Raw genomic sequence first — 20,747 nt, 5'->3', positions numbered from 1 at the left:
TTTCGTCTATAATGCTAGGCGTGATGGTTTTTATTGAGCGCAAAAAATAGGAGAAATAGGAGACCGATACACGATGATACAATGGTTTCGAAAACCTGTGAAATCCGTTGATACCGGCATATCAGTTGATCCCGATTCGATGGAGGAATTGTCCAGCCCTGACATAGAACCAGTAGTCACGACAGCAGTGGAGACAAGTGGTCCTATTTTGTCTGTGAAAGATGTACATAGGTCCTTCCCGGTTGGTGGAGGCGATATCCATGTGCTAAAGGGAATCAATATGGAAGTACTTCCCGGCCAGTTGGTGATGCTTAGGGGCAGGTCCGGTTCGGGTAAAACGACGCTTCTGAATATGCTAGGTGGCCTTGATCAACCGACTTCTGGAGAAATATATTTCTCCGAACAGCCGCTGCACAAGCTTAGCGATGACAATCGCACAGAGTTAAGACGCGATCAAATTGGATTTATTTTCCAAGCTTATGCATTGTTGCCTCTATTGTCAGCTTGGGAGAATGTTGAATTGTCACTCAGAATGGCGGGTGTTCCGTCTCACGAATGGAAGAAACGTGTTACCCATTGCTTAGAGATTGTTGGTCTCGGCAAACGGATGTTTCACCGTCCATCTGAATTGTCTGGGGGAGAACAGCAACGGGTAGCTATTGCCAAGGCAATTGCACACCGACCAAAACTCTTACTAGCGGATGAACCTACGGCCAATCTGGATTCGCAGATGGGGGCTCAAGTTATGGCTGTATTTAAGAACATCATACATACGGAGCAAGTAACGATTTGTATGACTACACACGATCCTACAATCTTGGAGGTAGCGGACCATGTCTATGAAATGGTGGATGGAAAATTTGTTGAATAAAAAGCGGGGAATTACCCGTGCATTGGTACTTATATCATTATCTATTATTTTGCTTATGACAGCAGGTTGTTCTTTGCTTCCAAATGAAGAACAAGAAGAAGATCTTCCTGTAATCACCCCACCGACGGTTTCTAAGAAACCGGAATATGTGGTGCGTACAGATACCTTAGAGAAGACAGTTTCTGCGGTTGGTAAGCTAATGAGTCAGCGTGAGGAACCATTATATTTTACAGCGGATGGTCTACATATTAAGAATGTTCTTGTCAAGGCAGGAGATAAGGTTAAAGCAGGCGCTGTGCTTGTAGAGCTGGATGTTGAAGCACTTGAGAAGGACCTTCGTAAGGCACAACTAGAATTCCGTCAGCAAGAGATCACAATGAAAGAAACGCTACGTAAGCGAGAAGAGATGGATGATTTTGAATTTGAGAAGGCGTCTATCGTCTTTGAGGACCAACGCCAAGCATTAGTTGATTTGGAGAAGAAAATAGCGGAAGGAACACTTACGGCCCCATTCTCAGGTACGATTGTTTCGATGAGTGCCGAGAAAGGTGGAATCGTGAAGAGTTACGAGTCGCTAGGAATTATTTCGGATACATCATCACTGGTCGTGGCGGCTTCCTTTTCCAAAGAGGATCTGGAGAAGCTCTCTGTTGGGATGAGAGCAACGGTAGACATTAACTCAGTCGGGGTATTTGAAGGCAAAGTCAAGGTAATGCCGAGTAATACCGACACTTCTTCTGGCAATGGTAATGGTAACGGTGGGGGAACGCCTCCTAAGAAAGATAGCATTGACCAATATCTCATTGTTCAACTGGATAAATGGCCAGCTGATATGGAACGTGGCCGTCAGCTTGGCGTTAAAATCGTAACCGAGAAGAAAGAAAATGCGGTGGTTATTCCTATTTCTGTTCTGCGGTCGATCGGATCTCGGACTTATGTTCAGGTTATTGAGGAAGATGGTTCGAAGCGCGAGGTTGATGTGGAGGTTGGCATGCAAACAGCGACAGATTTGGAAATCGTTAAAGGACTCACACCAGGACAGAAAGTAGTGGGTCGTTAATGGGTACACCTCTATTAAGGTTCTTGTTTCGTAAGATGTGGAATACGAAATGGCTAACGATTAGTACCTTATTGGGACTTATTGTAGCTGTTTCGTTTACGGTTAGTATTCCGATGTATTCAGATGGTGCCTTGAAGCGTGTAGTATCAAGCACACTAATCGAAGAAAGTGAAGGACTTCCTGCAGGCTCCCTACTTATGAGTTATCAGGCACCAGGGGGCTCCAAGACAGATCTGGCAGGACTTGAAGCTGTCAATAAATACATTTCGGATGAGATTCCTAATGATATCGGTTTTCCACACGAGGCATTTGTTAACACTCAGGCGATTCGAAGCACTGAGGTATATCCTCAGGATCCGACTAAGGTTGATGCCAGCCGTACAAGAACCATGTCGATCATCTCGATGAGTGGTTTGAAGGATCACATTTCAATCTCTGGTGGGAAATTGTTCTCTGACAGCGCAGATGGAGAAAATATTGAAGCGTTGATGTTGGAAGATGCAATGTATAGACAGGATTTACATGTGGGTGATGTCATTGAATATCCTTTGTCCAGCGGGCTGGATATTACTTTAAAGATAAAGATAGTTGGCGCTTTTCAACCTGAGAAGGATACCGATCCTTATTGGTATCAGGGTTTTGAGAGCGTGATGAATAGCTTTTTTATTAGTGATAAAGTTATGAATGATCATTTGCTAAAACAACTGTCGGTTCCCTTACATAACTCCACGTGGTATTACGCATTTGATCTCCGTGAGATCAAAACCGGACAGTTGTCACCTTTATCAAGTACACTGGATCGTCTCAATGTTGAACTGTACCAAAAGCTAAAAGATACAAAAGTGGATATTTCGTTTGGTAGCCTACTAGACAAATTCCGTAAACAAAGCTTACAAATGCAAACCATGCTCTTCACATTGGCAGCACCGATGATTGCCATGGTGTTCTACTATATTGTGATGAACTCTCGCCAATCGCTGGAGAAACAGCAAAGTGATATCGCTGTTCTTCGCAGTAGAGGCGCGTCAACGAAGCAGATTATTTTAATATATCTGTTAGAGGGGTTACTACTAGGGGTAGTTGCTCTGGTGTTAGGACCACTTCTAGGGTGGTTTATGTCTAAGAGCATAGGTTCCGCCAACGGGTTCTTGGAGTTCGTTAATCGGAAGTCAATTCCTGTTGGTTTTAATCTCGATGCCTTTCTACTCGGTGTAGGGGCTGTGGTCATAGCTATTTTGGCTACGTTAATACCTGCAATAGCTTATGCTAGGTCGTCGATCGTCAACGCCAAGCAGAAGCAAGCGCGATCCGATCGTCTTCCAGGATGGCAGCGCTGGTTCCTCGATATCGTTCTATTGGGCGTTGCGGGGTATGGGTATTATTTGTTCGTTGAACGTCAAATGCTGACATTCCAGACCGGTATGACAACGGATGAGCTTCAAGTTCAGCCATTCCTTTTCTTCGTACCAGCACTCGCTATATTTGCGATTGGATTGTTATTCTTACGTGTTTTCCCGTGGTTGCTGAAGTTAATCGGTTGGCTAGGGAAAAAATGGTTGCCGGTTCCATATTATTTGAGTTTAACTCAGTTATCACGTTCGGCATCTTCTTATTATCCGCTTATGATTTTGCTTGTTCTAACGCTAGGACTTGGCGTATATAATGCGTCTGCTGCGCGGACGATTGACCTTAACTCGACAGAGCGAACGCTTTATAAGTTTGGTGCGGACGTTGTCATGCAGACGGTATGGGAATCGACAGCGGAGGTGTCTAAGCCTTCTAAGAGCGGTAATGGTCAAGGAGGCGGCCAAGGTGGCTCTGGTGGTCAACCAGGTGGAAATCCTGGAGGCGGGGGGCAAGGAGGCGGTCAAGGTTCTCAACCAACGAAACTTATTTATTCGGAACCTCCATTTGAAGTATTCCGTAAACTAGACGGTGTGGAAGCTGCCGCGCGGGTTCTTCAAACCAAGGGCAACATCATCGTGTCCGGCCGTTCTGCTGGTCAAGGTATCATTATGGGAATCGATAATGTTGATTTCTCTAAAGTGGCATGGTTCCGGAACGATCTTTTCCCGGTACATCCATTTGAGTATTTAAATTTATTAGGCATGAATGAAAGTGCTGCTCTAGTACCGACAAAACTTGCCGAGAAATATAAGCTAAAAGTTGGCGACATATTTACAATTACGGTTGGTGAAGCATCTATTGATTTAGCGGTTTATGGCATTGTGCCGTATTGGCCTACTCAATATCCCGATGAAACACCGTTTATCATTGCTAACTTAGATTACATTTATGATCAGGGTCCTTTAATTCCTTATGAAGTTTGGTTGAAAATGGAGCCTGGGGCAAAGGTGAATCCACTTGCGACTAAACTTAGTGAACAGGGTGTTGATCTGTACTCGGTAAAGGATGTACGTAGCGAGCTGGTTAAACAGAGTAAACTTCCGACCCGAGGTGGGGTATTTGGTATCTTGAGTTTAGGTTTCCTCGTATCGGTCATTGTTTCCTTGATCGGATACGTTCTTTATTGGTTCTTTAATTTATCTGGTAGGGTTGTACAATTTGGTATCCTCCGGGCTATGGGGTTATCGCGTAGACAATTAACCCTCATGCTGCTGGCGGAACAAATCTTAACAGCAGGATTATCGATCATTCTGGGGATCGTCATTGGTAAGGTAGTTGGTAAGCTATACCTTCCATTCCTACAGACAGCCGATAACGTCACAACGCAGGTACCACCATTCAGGATTGTATTTAACGCTCAGGATACGCTCCAATTGTATGTAGTCGTACTGGTTATGCTGTTGCTCGGTGCTGGCCTTTTATTCTGGCAGATTCGCCGTCTTCGTGTACATCAAGCGGTTAAAATGGGAGAGGAGCGTTAAGATGATCCATTGTGAGGGTTTGGTCAAAATTTTTAAATCCGAGGATATTGAAGTCGTAGCACTCCAAGGACTAAATTTGACCGTTGAACAAGGGGAAATGATGGCGATTATTGGTAACAGTGGTAGTGGTAAATCGACGTTGCTAAATATTCTAGGTGGACTCGACCGGCCTACTGCCGGTCAGGTGTCCGTCGGTGGATGGGATCTACTTAAGATCCAAGATGAGCAATTGGTTGAATACAAACGTAAGACCGTGGGCTTCGTGTGGCAGAACAATGCTCGTAACCTGTTGCCTTACTTGACGGCACTAGAAAATGTGGAAATGCCGATGATGCTTACAGGCAAAGTAGACCGTGCTTACGCCAAACAATTGCTGGAATGGGTTGGGCTAAAAGATCGTATGCACAATAAGCTGCATCAACTTTCAGGAGGAGAACAACAGCGTGTAGCGATTGCAATATCCCTATCTAACCGCCCGCAGATGCTACTAGCTGATGAACCAACAGGATCTGTTGATACAGCAACATCGGATCAGATTATGAAAATTTTCCGTGACGTTAATCGTGAGGTGGGGATTACGATAGTTATCGTTACCCATGATTTAACGTTAGCAAGTAAAGTGGACCGAGTGGTTGCTATTCGGGACGGCTTGACGAGTACGGAATTTTTGAAACGGAACCCTAATCTGGATTTGGCTACAATGGACGGTTTCTCTGAAGGTGGACTTCAGGAGATTCATGAAGCGTTTGTCGTTGTTGACCGGGTTGGACGACTTCAAGTTCCGAAGGAGTATTTGGAAGCCGTGGGTATTGGTGGCCGAGCAAGTATGGAATTTGATGGGGAGAAGATTGTTATTACAGCACCAAAATCATTGGAGGGGGAAAAATCATAATGGCGGAGAATGGAAAGTTACGTAAGGTGTTGACTGTTTCTCTCACAGCGACCTTAGCGTTAGGGTTGCTTGCAGGCTGTAATTCAGGCAAGGCTCCAGAAGGTAAGGAAGAGAAGGTGCTTCGAATCGGAATGATGTATGGTGGTAGTGACGACTCTTATTTCCGCCAGCAGTACACCGATATTTATGAATTTACTCATCAAAATATTAAAATAGAAATTGTTCCCGCTATTGACCAAAGTCAATATCGTTATAACGATGGAACCGAACCTTATGTTCAGCCAGATTATTTGGAAAGTATGAAGAAACTGCTGACAGGAAGTAACCCTGTTGATATTGTAGTAGCTGATACAGGCACACTGAAACAGTTAATTCAAGAGAACACGCTAAAACAATTAGATCCAATGATTCAGGAAGATAAGTTCGATACAGCCGATTTTGTTCCAGCGGTTATCGATGGTATTAAAGATCTGGGCGATGGCAAGCTATATGCGTTAACACCAACGTTTAGTGCTTCTGCTCTATATTATAACAAGAAGATGTTTACGGATGCCGGTATCGATTTGCCAACAGATAAAATGACGTGGGATGATATATTTAATATAGCCCGTCGATTAGCAAAAGGAGAAGGGAAAGATCGGGTATATGGATTTTCCTTCAATCGATACAAAGGTAGCGATCCTTTCTGGGATATGCAGTATTCTTACTCCAATGCTCTGCAATTGAGAACTTTTGACGAAAAAGCAGAGAACATGACTGTTAACTCCCCGCAATGGGTAAAAATTTGGGAGACTATTAGTAAGCTAGCCAAAGATAAGATTATCCCTGATAATTCGAATCAAATGGGTAGTGATGAACCTTGGACTGCAATCAGCAGTGATATGTTCCTGTCTGGTAAAGTAGCAATGACGATTGGCGAAAGCAATTACGTCAATGAAATTGCTGATGCAAATAATAATGCCGCTAAGATCAAGAATTTTACTCCTATTGATTGGGATGTGGTAACCGTTCCTATTCATCCGGAGAAACCGGATATTGGTGGGAATATCTACCTGAACAATACATTCTCAATCAACAGCAGTGCTCCAAATCCTGAAACAGCTTGGGATTTCATTAAATTCATCGGTAGCGAAGAATGGGCGAAGCTTAGATCACGGGCAAGTACCTACGAAATGGTAGCTCGTAAGACATACATTCAACCGAAACAAGGGCTAGATTATAACATTCAGGCATTCTATTTGCTGAAGCCATTCCCACCAAGCAACCCTAAGGACGATAAATTGATGTCTGAGAAACCAGGGCTGTATAGCATAACAAATAGTGGTCGGACTTTCTTCCAAGAGGTACTTGATAATAAGAAAACTCCAGAGGAAGCACTGAATGAATGGGCGGAAAAGGGTAATAAAATGCTACAAGAGATCAAAAATAACCCGAAAACGCAATTTCAAGATGATGGAACCCCATTTATTCCAGATGAAAGTGGAAACGCGATGGGTATTAGGGGATAAAGTGGTAATTGTTAAGTCGCCGGATTTTTTTTCGGCGGCTTTTTTTGGTCGTTCTTGGGTAATCTAAGGTATAGGTGCAGAGGATTAGACATTATAATGGAAAGAGAGCTGAATTGTATCATGCGCTGGATATACTTTAATAAGTTATATAGAACGAAGTTTCAGGCGGGCTGTTTAGCTAAACGTTTGGAACAGGATGGATGGATTTATGGTTTTGATGAAATGCGGGAGATTGAAATTTTTCGTTCGCGGAGAGGAAAATATGGGGTGAGATTTATTCCATAAAATAATGCTTGACGGGGCCCTATATTATCATGTATATTATTACTTGTCGCTGTTTATTATCGCGGGGTGGAGCAGCTCGGTAGCTCGTCGGGCTCATAACCCGAAGGCCGCAGGTTCAAATCCTGCCCCCGCAATTTATATTTTTGAGTTTGGGCCCTTAGCTCAGTTGGTTAGAGCGGTCGGCTCATAACCGATTGGTCGGGGGTTCGAGTCCCTCAGGGCCCATAATGCAAATAACCCTTACTTAGTAAGGGTTATTTTGTTGTCTATAGAGATAGACTGATGTAGTTAGTTTCTCGTAGAATTACTAATCAGAGTATGCAACAGCCTGGAAACTCTCCGGTCCAATACGAACTGGTGAAGCAGGGAATCCTGCATCATTGCTGATAAAAGCTTGGTAAATTAATAAAACCTGGGTTGGGTGGTTGGAAATCTACACCGCTTATAGTTAAAGGAATCAAAAGTTGGCCCAGTTTCAGACTTTCTCTGGAAGAATAAACCAGCGTGGAAGTTGCGCCAATCACTCTAAAAATCTCAACAGTTACAGGTACTGTTACTAAATTTGCGGATCTAAAAGATATCGTAGCAGAGAAATGAACTGAAAGATTATTGCCTGCAGCCGCAGTATTCAAACCGAGTGTACCAAACAGCGCAGGTGCAACAGTCGTTGGAATGGAAATTGATCCTGAATTAGAAGCGTTTTGGGATAACTGGCTATCGACTAATTTATTCGGTATTTAAATCCACCTCCTTTCTAAAGATATATTATTCGGGAGGTGGATTTTTGTATGGACGAACTTTATGTATACGATCAAAAGGGGCATTTTGATCTATGTACTCTTCATATTAAAAGGGAACCAGGCGAGAATGAAGTAGCGCTGCTGGCGCAATAAATACAAGATTGAACCAGCGTGCAATTCTTCTCGCCTAATTCAGTTTATTTTCTTTTCTTTCTCTTCTTGACACTAGATACGAAACACATTTCATCTCTTTCTGAATACGTACAAATATGCTGAGGCACTGGAACACAATGATGTCGTCTAACTACTTCAATCGGATGAATGACCTGAACGATCTGTGGGTGGAAATAATCTTCAAACACAACTTTAGGCGGGTCAACAACGGTTTCGGTTGGGCACGTTGGGCAAAATTCCGACATTTCCTTCATCTCCTCTATAGTGGATTTACAGGCAGTATACGCAATTATCCTAAAATTGATTGTTCGTTTGTCCATAGTTCATTTATCTCGATCAAAATAAGATATAATACTTATATTACTTCCTTAGGAGGGGTGCATCATGGGTAATGAATTCTATGTTGGTTGGGGCACGTTAGCTCTGATTAATGCGGGACTTGCACAAGGGAAAAATAGAAGTGGCTTAAATTGGTTTTTATTATCTCTATTATGTGGTCCACTGGCTACATTTTTTCTTGTTATATCGAGCAAAAGATAGTCAGTGGACACATAGAAGGCAATGGTTATTTCTTCTCGCTTTTTTCATAGGCGATTAAAGTAACATGATTCCCTGTAATTTTGGCAATTTCAGATTCAGCATTTTTAATGATCGCTAAGGCCTGAGTGGTTCCATCCAGAGGAGCGATTTTATAACTATCAGTATTGATGTTCATCTTTTGTTTCCTCCATTACATGAGATTTGTGTTGTATTGTTCCCGATTTTGAGCTTCAACATTACAAAAATGATCTTTATTTAAGAAAAATGTTGAATCTGAGGACGATTCCGTATATAATCATTTATACGGGACTTTTATTCCCCATACTGTGCCGGGGTGGCGGAATTGGCAGACGCACAGGACTTAAAATCCTGCGGTAGGTGACTACCGTACCGGTTCGATTCCGGTTCTCGGCATACGAAGTAACATTGAAGGTGTAACATCGAAAGGAGTTCTAAGTCGGCGAGAAGCTGGCCTAGGACTCCTTTTTGCTTTTTGTTATTTATGAAAGAGAGGGAAAACAGTAATGTTCGGAAACGATTGGGATGAGATTCTTTACGAGGAAGTTAGAAAGCCCTATTTTATAAAATTAATGGAGTGGCTCCATCAAGAATATCAAGAGTTTACTGTGTATCCACCACAGGATCACTTGTTTCAGGCACTAAAGCTGACAAGTTATACAGATACAAAAGTAGTCATTTTAGGACAAGACCCCTATCACGGACCGGGTCAGGCGCATGGATTAAGCTTCTCTGTGTTGCCAGGTGTTAAGATTCCACCTTCCCTTCGGAATATATATAAAGAGCTATCCAGCGACCTGGGGTTAGATATTCCAACTACGGGCAATTTGACGTCATGGGCGGAACGTGGGGTGTTATTGCTCAACAATGTGTTGACTGTGCAGGACGGTCTAGCGGGCTCTCACCAAGGGAAAGGATGGGAGCAGTTTACGGACGCCGTGATCGAGGCGTTAAATGAGCGTGAACAGCCCATGGTCTTCCTCCTGTGGGGTAATCATGCCCAGAAGAAGGGGGCAAAGATTGACGAGAGTAAGCACAAGGTGATTGCTTCCGTACATCCAAGCCCGCTTGCTGCTAGAAGAGGTTTCTTTGGAAGTCGGCCATTTTCGCAAATTAATGAATTTTTAGAATCCCAGAACCAAGAATCGATAGAGTGGAAGATAGAGGAAGATAATTGAGCTTTTTTGTAGGACTTAGGGATTAATTTGGCTGAAAGGGTTACGTAATTCCTCCTATATGTCGATATAAAACGCAAAGGGCTAGAAACGAATTCTGGCAAAAGTGACACCAAAAGGAGAGGAATAAATGATTGCAAACAGGAAAATGATGAAATGGCTCCTGGCTCTAACACTGCTTCTTGCTGCAGTATTTCCGACTAGTGTTCTTGCGGCAACTGGAGATGTTCGTTCGATTGATATCGAGGGATCTGGTAGTGTATTGGAACTCAATGTAGGTAAGTCAAAGCAGCTAAAGGTATGGGGAACACTTGAAGGATCCACTTCAAAGAGCGACTTGACTGGGGCTGTAGATTGGACATCTACAGATGATGGTATTGTCAAAGTTACGAATGGATTTCTAACTGCTATAAAAAGTGGTACTGTAACGATCAAGGCTATGTACAATAATTCATCTGTATCAACTATCGAAGTTAAAGCTGTTGATACGTATAAAGAGTTAAGTCTGGATTACGGATCTGAAGGTAAATATAAACTGGGCGATACGAATTTATGGGTTTATGCTAATGCAACAATCGACACTTCTGAAGCAAAGAAGACGGATGTGACAGATAAAGCGGAGTGGAGTACCTCTAATGCTTCAGTCCTGACGATCGAGAAAGGGAAAATCACCTTGGTCGGTGAAGGAACAGCGACAATTACTGCGAAATACGCTGGTTTGACGGCGACCTTTAAAGCTACCGTATCTTCGCCATATTCCGAGTTGAAAATTAATCGTGTTAATGAAGGCTCAGGTACACCAGTCGTAGGTGATATCGAATTGCTTGTTGGTGATGACGCAATTACATTACAAGCTATCCCGGTTCTGGCTGCTGATAAAACAAAAAGCGCAGATGATGTGTCTAAAGAAACGAAGTGGACATCTTCCGATAGTAGTGTGGCTACAGTAGAGGAAGGTAAAGTTAAAGCTCTTAGCACAGGTAAAACTACGATTACCGCCGAATACTTAGGAGCGAAGGCTACTGTTGACGTTTATGTACGGGCTGCACACGAGGCAATTATCATGACGCCATCAACGAAACAGGTTATGTTTATTGGTGAGAAGCTTCAAGTGACAGCTGGAGTAAGAGATAGTGCTAATCATACAGAAGATGTTACAACGTCCGCAGAATGGACTTCCGCAAATCCATTGCTCTTCACGGTGAGTAAGGGGGAAGTTATAGCCAAAGCTGCTGGAACTTCCTCTTTGAAAACTAGTTATAAGGGTGTAAGCAAAAGTATTAACATCACGGTCTATCCTACCATTACAAAGCTAGCTACGGAGAAGACAGAGCTGGAGCTTTTGAAAGGTGAGTCACTAAGCGTTCCTAAAGTGACTGCGACTAAGCTAGACGATGAAGAACTCGATTTCAGTAAAGAGGTTGAGTGGTCCTCTGCTAACGATGAGATTGCAATTGTGGAAGACGGTAAAATCATTGCTAAAGGTGCAGGCGAAGTTATCTTAACGGCTAAACTTCCAGAATCCGCTGTATCATCCGCGTCAGAACTTCCGATTCGTGATACAGAAATAACGATTAAGCTTACCGTTAAAGAGAAGGTACTTGCACTTCTTACTGATGTTGATAATGTAAATGTGGTTATTGGAGAAGAAACCGCGCTTCCAGACATTACAGTCGTATGGGAGGACGGAAGTGAAGCTGCTAATTATACTAACGAAATGAAGTGGACCTTAAGTGGCTCCAATGCAGTTCTGAAAGATTCAGCTTCAGGAAAAGTAATTAAAGGACTACTCAAAGGGTCAGCGACATTAAAAGGGACTTATTCGAATAAAGTGATAAGTATTCCTGTGGTCATTGAACCTAAGATTACTAAGATTGTGGTTGAACCACAAAATATAGAGCTTAATCTCAAAAAGTCTAAGGCTATCAAGGTAACTGGATACTATACAAATGGTAAAACGGTAAACCTGGGTAGTAAAGTGAACTGGGAATCTTCAAATGTCGAGGTGGCATCGATAACCTCCACCACTGTGAAAGCAGTGGCTGAAGGCACCGCAACCTTGAATGGTTCTTATCAAGGAATCAAGGTTAGTGTTAAAGTCAGCGTAGTACCTAAACTGAAGACACTTACAGTAGATGAGAAGAAGCTAGTATTGGCTCCAGGTGGAGTTAAAACTGTGGTAGTGACCGCTTTGTATGATACCGGTAAAACTTCTGCTGTGACAGGTAGTGCAGTTTGGACAAGCTCCAAACCTTCTGTTGCCAAAGTCACAAACGGTAAAATTGAAGCAATCGCTAAGGGTACTACTACCATTAAAGGTAAATTCGATGGGAAAACAGTATCAATCACTGTAAAAGTAAATTAATTATTAGAGTTTAAAGTTTTAAAGCCGCCTAATTTAATAGGCGGTTTTTTTTGTGGAAAATCGCTTAATTCCTATTGATTTAGATGGAATTAAGCGATATATTTTATCTAAATAATAAAGGCGGGTGAGCGTGATGAAGGACATTCCGGAACCTTATGTAAAAGTAAATCAAATAGGTATTGTGCTATCGGTGATCGCAGCTTCTATATTTAGAGAGCCTTATGTACTGTTGTTCTTATGGCTGGTTCAAATAACGGGGCTGTTGTTCGGCAAAAATGTATTTGTTATTTTAGTAAAGCCCTTTTTAAAAGTGGATTCAGCACCACGTCAAGCGGGAGAATTACAACGGTTCAATAATGTGCTTGCCGTTCTGTTCCTGACGGGCTCTATGTTGGGCTTTGCCGTTCAAGTGAAATGGCTTGGTTACGGATTTAGCTGGATGCTTGGTGTGGCTGCTTTTGCTGCTATCTGTGGTTATTGCATCGGATGCACAGTTTACTTTCAATTCAAGCAATATAAAGCTAAATTACGGCGAGGGTAGCAATTGATTCCAAGTACTAATTACAATATAATTAGAATGGAACAAACGTTCTAGTTATATTACATATAAAGGAGTTTGGACATCACGAATAGGATAACTACGAAGTTAAGGCATCATTTAACAAGTAAAATGGCCGTATTATTGAGCGTATGTTTGATGTTAGTTTTCATTTCCGGCTGTTCCTTGGAATTTGATTCACAGGGAGAAGTTGAGAATGCTCCTACTTCTGCCGAGGTAGAGAATTTACTTAAGGTTGTATTTTTGGATGTTGGACAGGGAGCATCTCAATTGTTGATCAGTCCATCCGGAAAAACGATGTTGATCGATGCAGGTAACAACGACCAGGAAGAGCATATGGTGCAATATTTGCAGCAGTATGGTGTAGATCGATTAGACATCGTTATAGGTACTCATCCTGATGCGGATCACATCGGCGGACTCGATGCGGTTATCGATCATGTTGAGGTTGGTAAGGTTTATATGCCTAAAGTGTCTAATAACACGAAGACGTTTGAATCACTGCTTAGATCGATTAAGAATAAAGGGCTTAAGGTATCTAGCGCTAAGGCTGGCATTAAGCTGGACTGGGATGATCAGGTTGACGTAACGATGTTATCTCCGATCTTAACGGGTTTGGACAATAACAATATGAGTGCTGTTGTTAAAGTAACCTATGGAGATACTTCGTTTTTGCTAACAGGTGATGCAGAAAGCATTAGTGAGAAGGAGATGATTGATTCAGGTGAAGATCTTCAGGCTGATGTTTTGCTTGTTGGGCACCATGGTTCCAAGACCTCAACATCGCTACGCTTCTTGAATCAAGTCAATCCTAAATATGCAGTCATCCAAGTTGGAGAAAATTCATACGGTCATCCGAAAGAGACGATTCTGGAACGTCTGCGTAAGAAAAATGTTGAAGTGTATCGCAATGATCTGCAAGGAACAGTGGAGTTCACTTCCGATGGTCAGAATTATCAAATTAGTAAAGAAAGGTGAACTGCTTATGGTAGGGATCATCGATAGATTTGAAGAAGAGTATTGCGTTATTGAAGTAGATGGACTAACTAGAGATGTCTTGCGTAACATAGTAGAGACAGGTGCAAAAACCGGTGATGTTGTAGAGTGGGACGGTAGCAAGTGGATTATTAATCAGAAATTGACGCAAGAGCGAAGTAGAGAGATTCAGAAGCTAATGGACGACCTATGGGAAGACTGATATTTAAACTACGAGGAGCGTGTATTCGTGTTAATTAGACCGCAAGAGGGAGAATTCCTCAGTCATTTCCAAGTATATATTGATCAGGTACCAGAAGGAGATTTGTTGGTTTTATTTCAGCAACAACCTGAACAATTGTTACAAGAACTAAGTGTGATTTCGGATGAGCAAGCCAACTTCCGCTATGCAGAAGGAAAATGGTCTCTGAAGGAAGTGTTGGGGCATATCGCGGATACGGAGCGAATCATGAGTTATCGGCTACTACGGATCGCCAGAGGGGATACTACGCCACTTCCGGGTTTCGAGGAAGGGCTGTTCGTAAGTAATGGACAGTTTGATCAGCGATCAGTTACTGAGCTACTTCAGGATTTCGTAGTGGTTAGAAAGTCTACATTATCATTGGTTCAGAATTTAGACGATTCAGCTTGGATACGTATCGGAACTGCTAGTGGTGGACCGGTTTCAGTGCGAGCACTTGCTTATATCATTTATGGGCATGCACTTCATCATTTTAAAATTATACGTGAGCGTTATTTTGAAGTATAAAGTGGCACCGGATTTTGAAATAGAAAAAGACTCGTTTTTCCTTGGTATAGAAGGAGAAACGAGTCTTTTTGTTATAAACTATTCCCGGGAAATGATTAGCTCAAGTGAACCTGTTATTTGATATGGACCAAACTCCACAGGAAGAATAAAGTGCTCCCCTTTGGAAATAGGGTAAACGTTGTCTCCGGCGATAAGTTGTCCGCTTCCATCAATTACGCTGCAGATTGTATATTTAGGATTTGCTGTGAAATCAGCAGTTCCATCAACGTTCCACTTTTGAACAGTGAAAAATTCATTGGATACAAGTTGGGTGAGTGTTAGTCCATCTTGTTTAAAGGTTTCGTAGGAAACGGGTTGATAGGATTGTGGGACGGTAGAGACATCAATGGCTTTTTGAAGATGAAGTTCTCTCCCGTTACCCTCCTTATCCTTACGGTCATAATCATAAACGCGGTAAGTAGTATCTGAACTTTGTTGTGTCTCTAGTACGACAATACCTTTGCCAAGTGCATGAATGGTTCCGCTAGGTACATAGAAGAAATCGCCACGTTTAACTTTAATTTTAGTTAGAAGATCATCCCATTTAGCATCGTCCATCATTTGTACCAATTGTTCCTTAGATTGTGCCTCATGCCCGTAAATAATTTCAGCACCTGGTTCTGCATCAACGATGTACCAGCATTCTGTCTTTCCCAGTTCTCCGTTCTCGTTCTTACCAGCATATTCATCGTCCGGATGAACCTGAACGGATAAGTTGTCAGAAGCATCTAGAATTTTGGTGAGCAATGGGAATACAGGTGAATCCGAATGGAATAGTTCTTGATGTGAACTCCACAGTTGGCCTAAAGTCTCTCCTTGGTAGGGGCCATTCTTTACAATACTTTGTCCATTTGGATGAGCGGATACGGCCCAGCATTCACCAGTTAGTTCATTGGGAATATCGTAACCGAAAAGATCCTGTAGCTTTCTTCCTCCCCAAATCCGTTCTTGGAAAACAGGTGCTAAAAAAATAGGTTCGTTCATTTTGTATGACTCCTTTGTTATATGATTTTAGTTATTAGTATGGCATATGAACGAGAGCAGCTGCCCCGATCAAGCCTGCATCCTGCTGCAAGGCAGCGGGTACGATAGCAGTAGTTCGTCCTGATGGGTTTAATGCATACTGGGATACATAGTCTTTCACAGCGTCAAATAGTGGAGCACCTACTTGAGAAACTCCGCCTCCAATAACAAGCATTTCTGGATCAAATGTATTGATAAGTGTTACACAGCCAATTCCGATATAGCGGAAGATACCGTCTATAAGGTCCTTCATCGGAACATCTCCGGCAGCTGCGAGATCAAAGGCTTCCTTGGAGGATACTTCCCGGCCAAGTAAAGCTGAAGCCTGTCTTGCAATAGCCGTCCCGGAAGCAAGATATTCCCAGCATCCATGCTGTCCGCAGACACATTGATCACCTGAGGCATCGATGACGAAATGACCTACATCACCAGCGTTACCAGTAGCTCCTGTGAGTAGTTTACCATGGGTATAGATACCGGCACCAATTCCTGTGCTGACTGTAATGAATACAAAATGTTCAGCATCCTGCGCTGCTCCTAACCATTTCTCAGCTAAGGCTGCAGCCGTAGCGTCATTCTCAAAAGAAATCGGAAGCTCAAAATGACGACGAAGTGAGTCCACTAAAGGGAAGTCCCACCATGTTGGTAAATTGGGTGGTTTGACAATGTAACCTGTTTTCGAATTAAGTGGTCCCGGTGCGCCAACACCAATACCAAGTAAATCGGATTCTTGAATACCTTGAGCTGTAATCAAATCCTTGACTGCTTCAGCCATCCGGTCAACCATCTCATCAGGCTTAATAGACAAATCTGTCGGCAAGGACGTCTTAGCAAGGATGACTCCGGAGGAGTCTATCAGTCCGATGGCAGTTTTCGTGCCACCGATATCAATTCCAACTGCGTAACTCAATGTTTATTCCTCCAGTTATTCATGTTTGATTAACTTGACAAACTTGACAAAAAATTATTTTGTAAAGTATATTAGGTTAAGTTTAGCATGATTCGAAAGGAATGAAAAGATTGGGCCGTAAAAAGAAAGTATCCATGCAAGATATTGCCAGCAAACTGGAAATATCAAAGAATGCGGTATCGCTGGCTTTAATGAACAAGAAGGGTGTCAGTGAAGAAATGCGCGCACTCGTGTTACACACGGCTAGAGAGATGGGTTACGGTCCATTTGCTACCAAAGAGTCTGCAGCAGCCAACATCCTTGTGCTTGTCCCTGAACGTATTATGAGTTATCAGGATAACGATCATTTTCAGTTTTATCATGACATGATATGGGGACTAGAGAAGAGTATTCGTAAAAAAGGATATAACGCCGTAATTGCACCGATTGATCAAGAGATGGAGACGGGGCTTAAGCTTCCTGGACTATTTACAGATATATCTTACCGTGGCGTAATTTTGTTTGGCATTATCGATAAAGCGTATGCGCGGCTTATATGGGATATGGATACTCCACTTGTTATGCTGGATTCTTATTATCGGGATTTACCTTGTCCCGTCGTCACTTCCGCTAATATGGAAGGGGCTTACGAAGTAGTGTCTTTTCTTATCGATGGTGGACATGAAGAGATTGGGTTTATCGGTCCGACAAATTTGACGACGAGCCATGAAGAGCGTTGGTTTGGTTATTGGAAAGCGATGCAGACGCACGGCCTAGAGGTTCAGCGTGAATATTGTCTGACATCCTCAGAAGGTTATAATCAAACGGAAGCAGAAATCGCACAATTTCTCGATGGATTGAGAGCAATACCGACTGCATTTTTTTGCGGAAATGACCGAATTGCTTATATTCTGAGAGGGCTTTTAGAAGAACGGGAGATTGCAATACCAGAGAGAGTTTCTATTGCTGGATTTGATGATACTCATTATGGAGATCATGTTGATAGAGCATTAACTACAATGCGTGTGGAAAAAGAAATGATGTGCGACGCAGCAGCTTCGATGTTATTGACGCTCACAGGTAACTCTCGGGAGTCTATCCGCCATAGTGTAGCACCTACACTGGTTGTCAGGAGCTCGGTGAAGAACCTTAAAGAGTAAGAATATATGAGGTGTGCAGTATGACTTTAAATACAGAAAGACGCTCTCCGTGGAGAGCGTCTTTCTTCTATAATGTACAATGCAGTCCGTTATTACTTAGTAGCTGCTTCGTAACGTTTCTCAACTTCAGCCCAGTTAATTACATTGAAGAATGCTGCAATATAATCAGGACGTTTGTTTTGATATTTCAAGTAGTAAGCATGCTCCCATACATCAAGGCCAAGAATTGGAGTCTTGCCTTCCATGATTGGGGAATCTTGATTAGGGAGGCTGTATACGGACAATTTGCCGTCAGCATCAACTGCAAGGAACGCCCAACCGCTACCGAAGCGAGTTGTTGCAGCTTTAGCAAAATCTTCTTTGAATTTGTCAAAACCACCTAGTTCATTGTTGATTGCATCAGCCAGTTTACCGGAAGGTTGGCCACCGCCATTTGGTCCGATGATTTCCCAGAACAAGGAGTGGTTCGCGTGACCGCCACCGTTGTTACGAACTGCGGTACGGATTGCTTCAGGAACGCTATCCAAGTTAGCAATCAAATCTTCCAAAGATTTGGATTGAAGCTCAGGAGCAGATTCCAAAGCTGCATTTAGATTAGTTACATAGGTATTGTGGTGACGGTCATGGTGAATCGTCATTGTTTGTTCATCGATATGCGGTTCAAGTGCGTTGTTAGCGTAAGGTAGAGCTGGTAATTGATGTGCCATTATTAAATTCATCCTCTCTAATATATGTAGATTGTTGTACTTGATATATATTATTATAGCCCTCATGGTATACTTAGTCAACATAAATGTATGTTAAGTATGTTATATGGCGTAAACGGATTGACAATGCGTAGGTCTTTCATCATAATGATAGATCGTAAAGAATTTTGCCTAAGTTTGGAGTGAGACATGATGGGGCTCGGTATCGTAGTTGTTGAAATCTGCGACAGTAATCTGATGAGCGCACTTGAGTTAGAAGATTTAGAACAAGAATATCCTGAAGTAGCGGTGCTACGTACAGAGTGCCTCAGTTTATGTGGTTTATGCAAACTAAGACCGTATGCCTTAGTGAACGCAAAGAGGGTATTTGGCAAAACCCCTGAAGAATGCTTAACTTTGATTAAAGAAAGAATAGAAGAAGAGCTACAAGCTTTTGATATATAAAAAACCTTCGGAACCCTATGCGGTTCCGAAGGTTTATTTTTCTTTACGGATAATATATAGACATCTTCTGCCGTTCTGAGCGAGGCATTCAGTTCTTTCAACGTGTGCATCTAGAAGAGATTCAAACAGATTTAGTTCGCATTCACAAGCATGATTGTAGCGATCTGCAATTTGCGAAATAGGACAGTTGTGTTCTTTTAGAATAAACTCGTTCTCTCCACTAGATTCAAGTTCTGTCATATAACCATTATCATTTTGAATTTCTGCGAGTCTACGCACTTTGTCCGGGAATGGTCTGTCTTTCAGCTCGGCTTCATATTGATGCTTCAATTTATCTCTGCGTCGCTCAAAGAGTCGATTGACTGTATCTTCGCCGGCGTCCTCGGCTAATTCTCCCAGTAGGTCTAGAGTAAGCGTATGATAGTTCTTAGGAAATAAGCTCTGAGCAAGTTCGGTTAGCCCATATACCGCAGTAGGACGACCTAAAGTTTGGCGAATCATTTTGGATTCAATCAATCCATCCCGTTCCATTGTTCCGAGATGGCGGCGAACCGCCATTTCAGTAATTTGCAGGCGATCTGTTATATCTTTGGCGCTAAGAGGCCCAGAGGTTTTCATCATTTGGAGAATCTGGTCTCTAGTGGACAATTCATTTAACGGCTTCATAATCGACACTCCCTTAACTTCCTTGGCGTGAGGTGAATTTAGCCATGCTTAGCGGGTAATATGGCGTCATGGCAAGCATCGGAACAGAAGCTTTGGTGCTCCGTTTCACATTCTTCGCAGCATACATACTGCAGGTTACATACTGGGCAATTTATATAGCGGTCGTGTGTCACACCGCAATGATGACAGCTTGCAATGACGACATCCTCTTCGGTTTGATTGATCGGAACGGAGATACGTTCATCGAACACATAACATTTTCCGTCAAACAACCGCCCCTTAGTTTCAGGGTCTTTTCCGTAAGTCACAATCCCACCTTCAAGCTGCGCGACATCCGAGAACCCTTCATTGATCAGAAACCCAGTCAATTTCTCGCAGCGGATTCCTCCAGTGCAATAAGTGAGTACTTTCTTGTCTTTATATTGACTCATATTCTGGCGAATCCAATCCGGAAATTCACGGAATGATTCTACGTCCGGACGGATAGCCCCGCGGAAATGACCGATCTCATATTCATAATCATTTCGTCCGTCAATAACTACGACATCTTCTTGTTGCAACTGTTCGTAAAACTCCGTCGGGGACAATCTCTTCCCACTTAGTTTATTAGGATCCAGCTCTTGTTCATAGCGGAAAGTAACCAGTTCCTTTTTATGTCTTACGAATATTTTTTTGAAGGCATGTTCTTCTACGTCATCAATTTTAAATACAGTGTCTGTAAATAGTGGATTAGCGAGAAGGTCTGCCATATAACGATCTGTTTGTTCTACTGTACCCGACACGGTTCCATTGATCCCCTCAGAGGCAATTAGAATACGTCCTTTAACGCCGAGGTCCTTACAATATTGCAAATGCTCTGCCGTAAAAACCTCTGGCGAAGCAATATTTGTGAATTTATAAAATAATAATACGCGATACGCTGGTTTGCTCATATGATTTATCACCTGTCTATATTGGATTCTACTGAATTGTAGTGAATTTTAGCTACTTAGTCAATATT

Annotated in this window: 22 protein-coding genes and 3 tRNA genes; 18 read left to right on the top strand and 7 right to left on the bottom strand. The window is 42.5% G+C overall.

Features of this window, described 5'->3' with window-relative positions:
- The first annotated feature begins 139 nt into the window (after positions 1-139).
- The 8 genes from IEW05_RS13400 (at position 140) to IEW05_RS25935 (ending at position 8,245) form a co-directional block, all read left to right on the top strand.
- Positions 140-871: an ABC transporter ATP-binding protein gene (locus IEW05_RS13400; protein WP_229753440.1), complete on the top strand. Its 732-nt coding sequence runs from the start codon at positions 140-142 to the stop codon at positions 869-871.
- Positions 834-1,931: an efflux RND transporter periplasmic adaptor subunit gene (locus tag IEW05_RS13395; RefSeq protein ID WP_188539495.1), complete on the top strand. Its 1,098-nt coding sequence runs from the start codon at positions 834-836 to the stop codon at positions 1,929-1,931. The genes IEW05_RS13400 and IEW05_RS13395 overlap by 38 nt, the downstream gene beginning before the upstream one ends.
- A complete protein-coding gene (locus IEW05_RS13390; protein WP_188539493.1) occupies positions 1,931-4,819 on the top strand; it encodes an ABC transporter permease in 2,889 nt (962 codons plus the stop codon). The genes IEW05_RS13395 and IEW05_RS13390 overlap by 1 nt, the downstream gene beginning before the upstream one ends.
- Position 4,820: 1 nt before the next feature.
- Entirely contained in the window at positions 4,821-5,711 is an 891-nt protein-coding gene (locus IEW05_RS13385; protein ID WP_188539490.1) for an ABC transporter ATP-binding protein, read from the top strand.
- Positions 5,711-7,219, top strand: coding sequence for an ABC transporter substrate-binding protein (locus IEW05_RS13380; RefSeq protein ID WP_188539488.1), 1,509 nt, complete (start codon positions 5,711-5,713; stop codon positions 7,217-7,219). The genes IEW05_RS13385 and IEW05_RS13380 overlap by 1 nt, the downstream gene beginning before the upstream one ends.
- Positions 7,220-7,564: 345 nt before the next feature.
- Positions 7,565-7,638: transfer RNA gene (locus IEW05_RS13375), tRNA-Met, on the top strand.
- Positions 7,639-7,655: 17 nt separating this feature from the next.
- Positions 7,656-7,729 (top strand) — tRNA-Ile (locus IEW05_RS13370).
- Between the two features lie 384 nt (positions 7,730-8,113).
- Entirely contained in the window at positions 8,114-8,245 is a 132-nt protein-coding gene (locus IEW05_RS25935) for a hypothetical protein (RefSeq protein ID WP_268238729.1), read from the top strand.
- A 196-nt stretch (positions 8,246-8,441) separates the two neighbouring features.
- Here the strand turns inward: IEW05_RS25935 and IEW05_RS13365 are convergent, their stop codons facing one another.
- A complete protein-coding gene (locus IEW05_RS13365; RefSeq protein ID WP_229753364.1) occupies positions 8,442-8,663 on the bottom strand; it encodes a hypothetical protein in 222 nt (73 codons plus the stop codon).
- A gap of 139 nt (positions 8,664-8,802) precedes the next feature.
- Between IEW05_RS13365 and IEW05_RS13360 the strand changes: the two genes are divergently transcribed.
- Entirely contained in the window at positions 8,803-8,958 is a 156-nt protein-coding gene (locus tag IEW05_RS13360; RefSeq protein WP_188539486.1) for a hypothetical protein, read from the top strand.
- Positions 8,959-8,983: 25 nt separating this feature from the next.
- On the opposite strand, the gene IEW05_RS13355 is transcribed toward IEW05_RS13360, so the two are convergent.
- Positions 8,984-9,133 carry a hypothetical protein gene (locus IEW05_RS13355; protein WP_188539484.1) on the bottom strand — a complete coding sequence of 50 codons (150 nt, stop codon included), beginning with the start codon at positions 9,131-9,133 and terminating at the stop codon, positions 8,984-8,986.
- 153 nt (positions 9,134-9,286) lie between these two features.
- Here IEW05_RS13355 and IEW05_RS13350 point away from each other — a divergent pair.
- The 7 genes from IEW05_RS13350 to IEW05_RS13320 all read left to right on the top strand — a co-directional run bounded on the left by IEW05_RS13350 (position 9,287) and on the right by IEW05_RS13320 (position 14,819).
- Positions 9,287-9,372 (top strand) — tRNA-Leu (locus IEW05_RS13350).
- Positions 9,373-9,482: 110 nt separating this feature from the next.
- Complete coding sequence (locus IEW05_RS13345; protein ID WP_188539482.1) at positions 9,483-10,154, top strand: uracil-DNA glycosylase; 672 nt, start codon at positions 9,483-9,485, stop codon at positions 10,152-10,154.
- A 127-nt stretch (positions 10,155-10,281) separates the two neighbouring features.
- On the top strand, positions 10,282-12,516 hold the full coding sequence (locus tag IEW05_RS13340; protein ID WP_188539480.1) for an Ig-like domain-containing protein: 2,235 nt from the start codon (positions 10,282-10,284) through the stop codon (positions 12,514-12,516).
- Between the two features lie 133 nt (positions 12,517-12,649).
- The gene (locus IEW05_RS13335) at positions 12,650-13,057 is read left to right on the top strand and encodes a DUF4395 domain-containing protein (RefSeq protein ID WP_188539478.1); all 408 of its coding nucleotides are present in this window, start codon (positions 12,650-12,652) and stop codon (positions 13,055-13,057) included.
- Between the two features lie 156 nt (positions 13,058-13,213).
- Positions 13,214-14,053 (top strand): ComEC/Rec2 family competence protein, encoded by an 840-nt coding sequence (locus tag IEW05_RS13330; protein WP_229753363.1) that lies wholly within the window; start codon positions 13,214-13,216, stop codon positions 14,051-14,053.
- The gene (locus tag IEW05_RS13325) at positions 14,019-14,273 is read left to right on the top strand and encodes a DUF3006 domain-containing protein (protein WP_188539476.1); all 255 of its coding nucleotides are present in this window, start codon (positions 14,019-14,021) and stop codon (positions 14,271-14,273) included. Before IEW05_RS13330 ends, IEW05_RS13325 begins: the two co-directional genes overlap by 35 nt.
- A 27-nt stretch (positions 14,274-14,300) precedes the next feature.
- Positions 14,301-14,819 (top strand): DinB family protein, encoded by a 519-nt coding sequence (locus IEW05_RS13320; RefSeq protein WP_188539474.1) that lies wholly within the window; start codon positions 14,301-14,303, stop codon positions 14,817-14,819.
- A 78-nt stretch (positions 14,820-14,897) separates the two neighbouring features.
- Here IEW05_RS13320 and manA read toward each other — a convergent pair whose 3' ends face one another.
- Complete coding sequence (manA, locus tag IEW05_RS13315) at positions 14,898-15,842, bottom strand: mannose-6-phosphate isomerase, class I (RefSeq protein WP_188539472.1); 945 nt, start codon at positions 15,840-15,842, stop codon at positions 14,898-14,900.
- 34 nt (positions 15,843-15,876) lie between these two features.
- On the bottom strand, positions 15,877-16,791 hold the full coding sequence (locus IEW05_RS13310; RefSeq protein WP_188539470.1) for an ROK family protein: 915 nt from the start codon (positions 16,789-16,791) through the stop codon (positions 15,877-15,879).
- Between the two features lie 101 nt (positions 16,792-16,892).
- Here IEW05_RS13310 and IEW05_RS13305 point away from each other — a divergent pair, with 101 nt between their 5' ends.
- Positions 16,893-17,930: a LacI family DNA-binding transcriptional regulator gene (locus IEW05_RS13305; protein ID WP_229753362.1), complete on the top strand. Its 1,038-nt coding sequence runs from the start codon at positions 16,893-16,895 to the stop codon at positions 17,928-17,930.
- A 92-nt stretch (positions 17,931-18,022) separates the two neighbouring features.
- Here the strand turns inward: IEW05_RS13305 and IEW05_RS13300 are convergent, their stop codons facing one another.
- Positions 18,023-18,637 carry a superoxide dismutase gene (locus tag IEW05_RS13300; RefSeq protein ID WP_229753361.1) on the bottom strand — a complete coding sequence of 205 codons (615 nt, stop codon included), beginning with the start codon at positions 18,635-18,637 and terminating at the stop codon, positions 18,023-18,025.
- Between the two features lie 192 nt (positions 18,638-18,829).
- On the opposite strand from IEW05_RS13300, the gene IEW05_RS13295 reads away from it, so the two are divergent.
- Positions 18,830-19,081, top strand: coding sequence for a YuzB family protein (locus IEW05_RS13295; RefSeq protein ID WP_188540863.1), 252 nt, complete (start codon positions 18,830-18,832; stop codon positions 19,079-19,081).
- 33 nt (positions 19,082-19,114) lie between these two features.
- Here the strand turns inward: IEW05_RS13295 and IEW05_RS13290 are convergent, their stop codons facing one another.
- Both IEW05_RS13290 and trhO read right to left on the bottom strand, forming a co-directional pair.
- Complete coding sequence (locus IEW05_RS13290; RefSeq protein WP_188539466.1) at positions 19,115-19,747, bottom strand: helix-turn-helix transcriptional regulator; 633 nt, start codon at positions 19,745-19,747, stop codon at positions 19,115-19,117.
- A gap of 38 nt (positions 19,748-19,785) precedes the next feature.
- Entirely contained in the window at positions 19,786-20,679 is an 894-nt protein-coding gene (gene trhO, locus IEW05_RS13285) for an oxygen-dependent tRNA uridine(34) hydroxylase TrhO (RefSeq protein WP_188539464.1), read from the bottom strand.
- Positions 20,680-20,747: the final 68 nt, after the last annotated feature.

Origin of the sequence: Paenibacillus segetis (genome assembly GCF_014639155.1) — a bacterium.
Classification (GTDB): Bacteria; Bacillota; Bacilli; order Paenibacillales; family Paenibacillaceae; genus Fontibacillus; species Fontibacillus segetis.
Note: the sequence above shows the minus strand (reverse complement) of the source record. Positions and strands in the feature narration are given on the sequence as shown.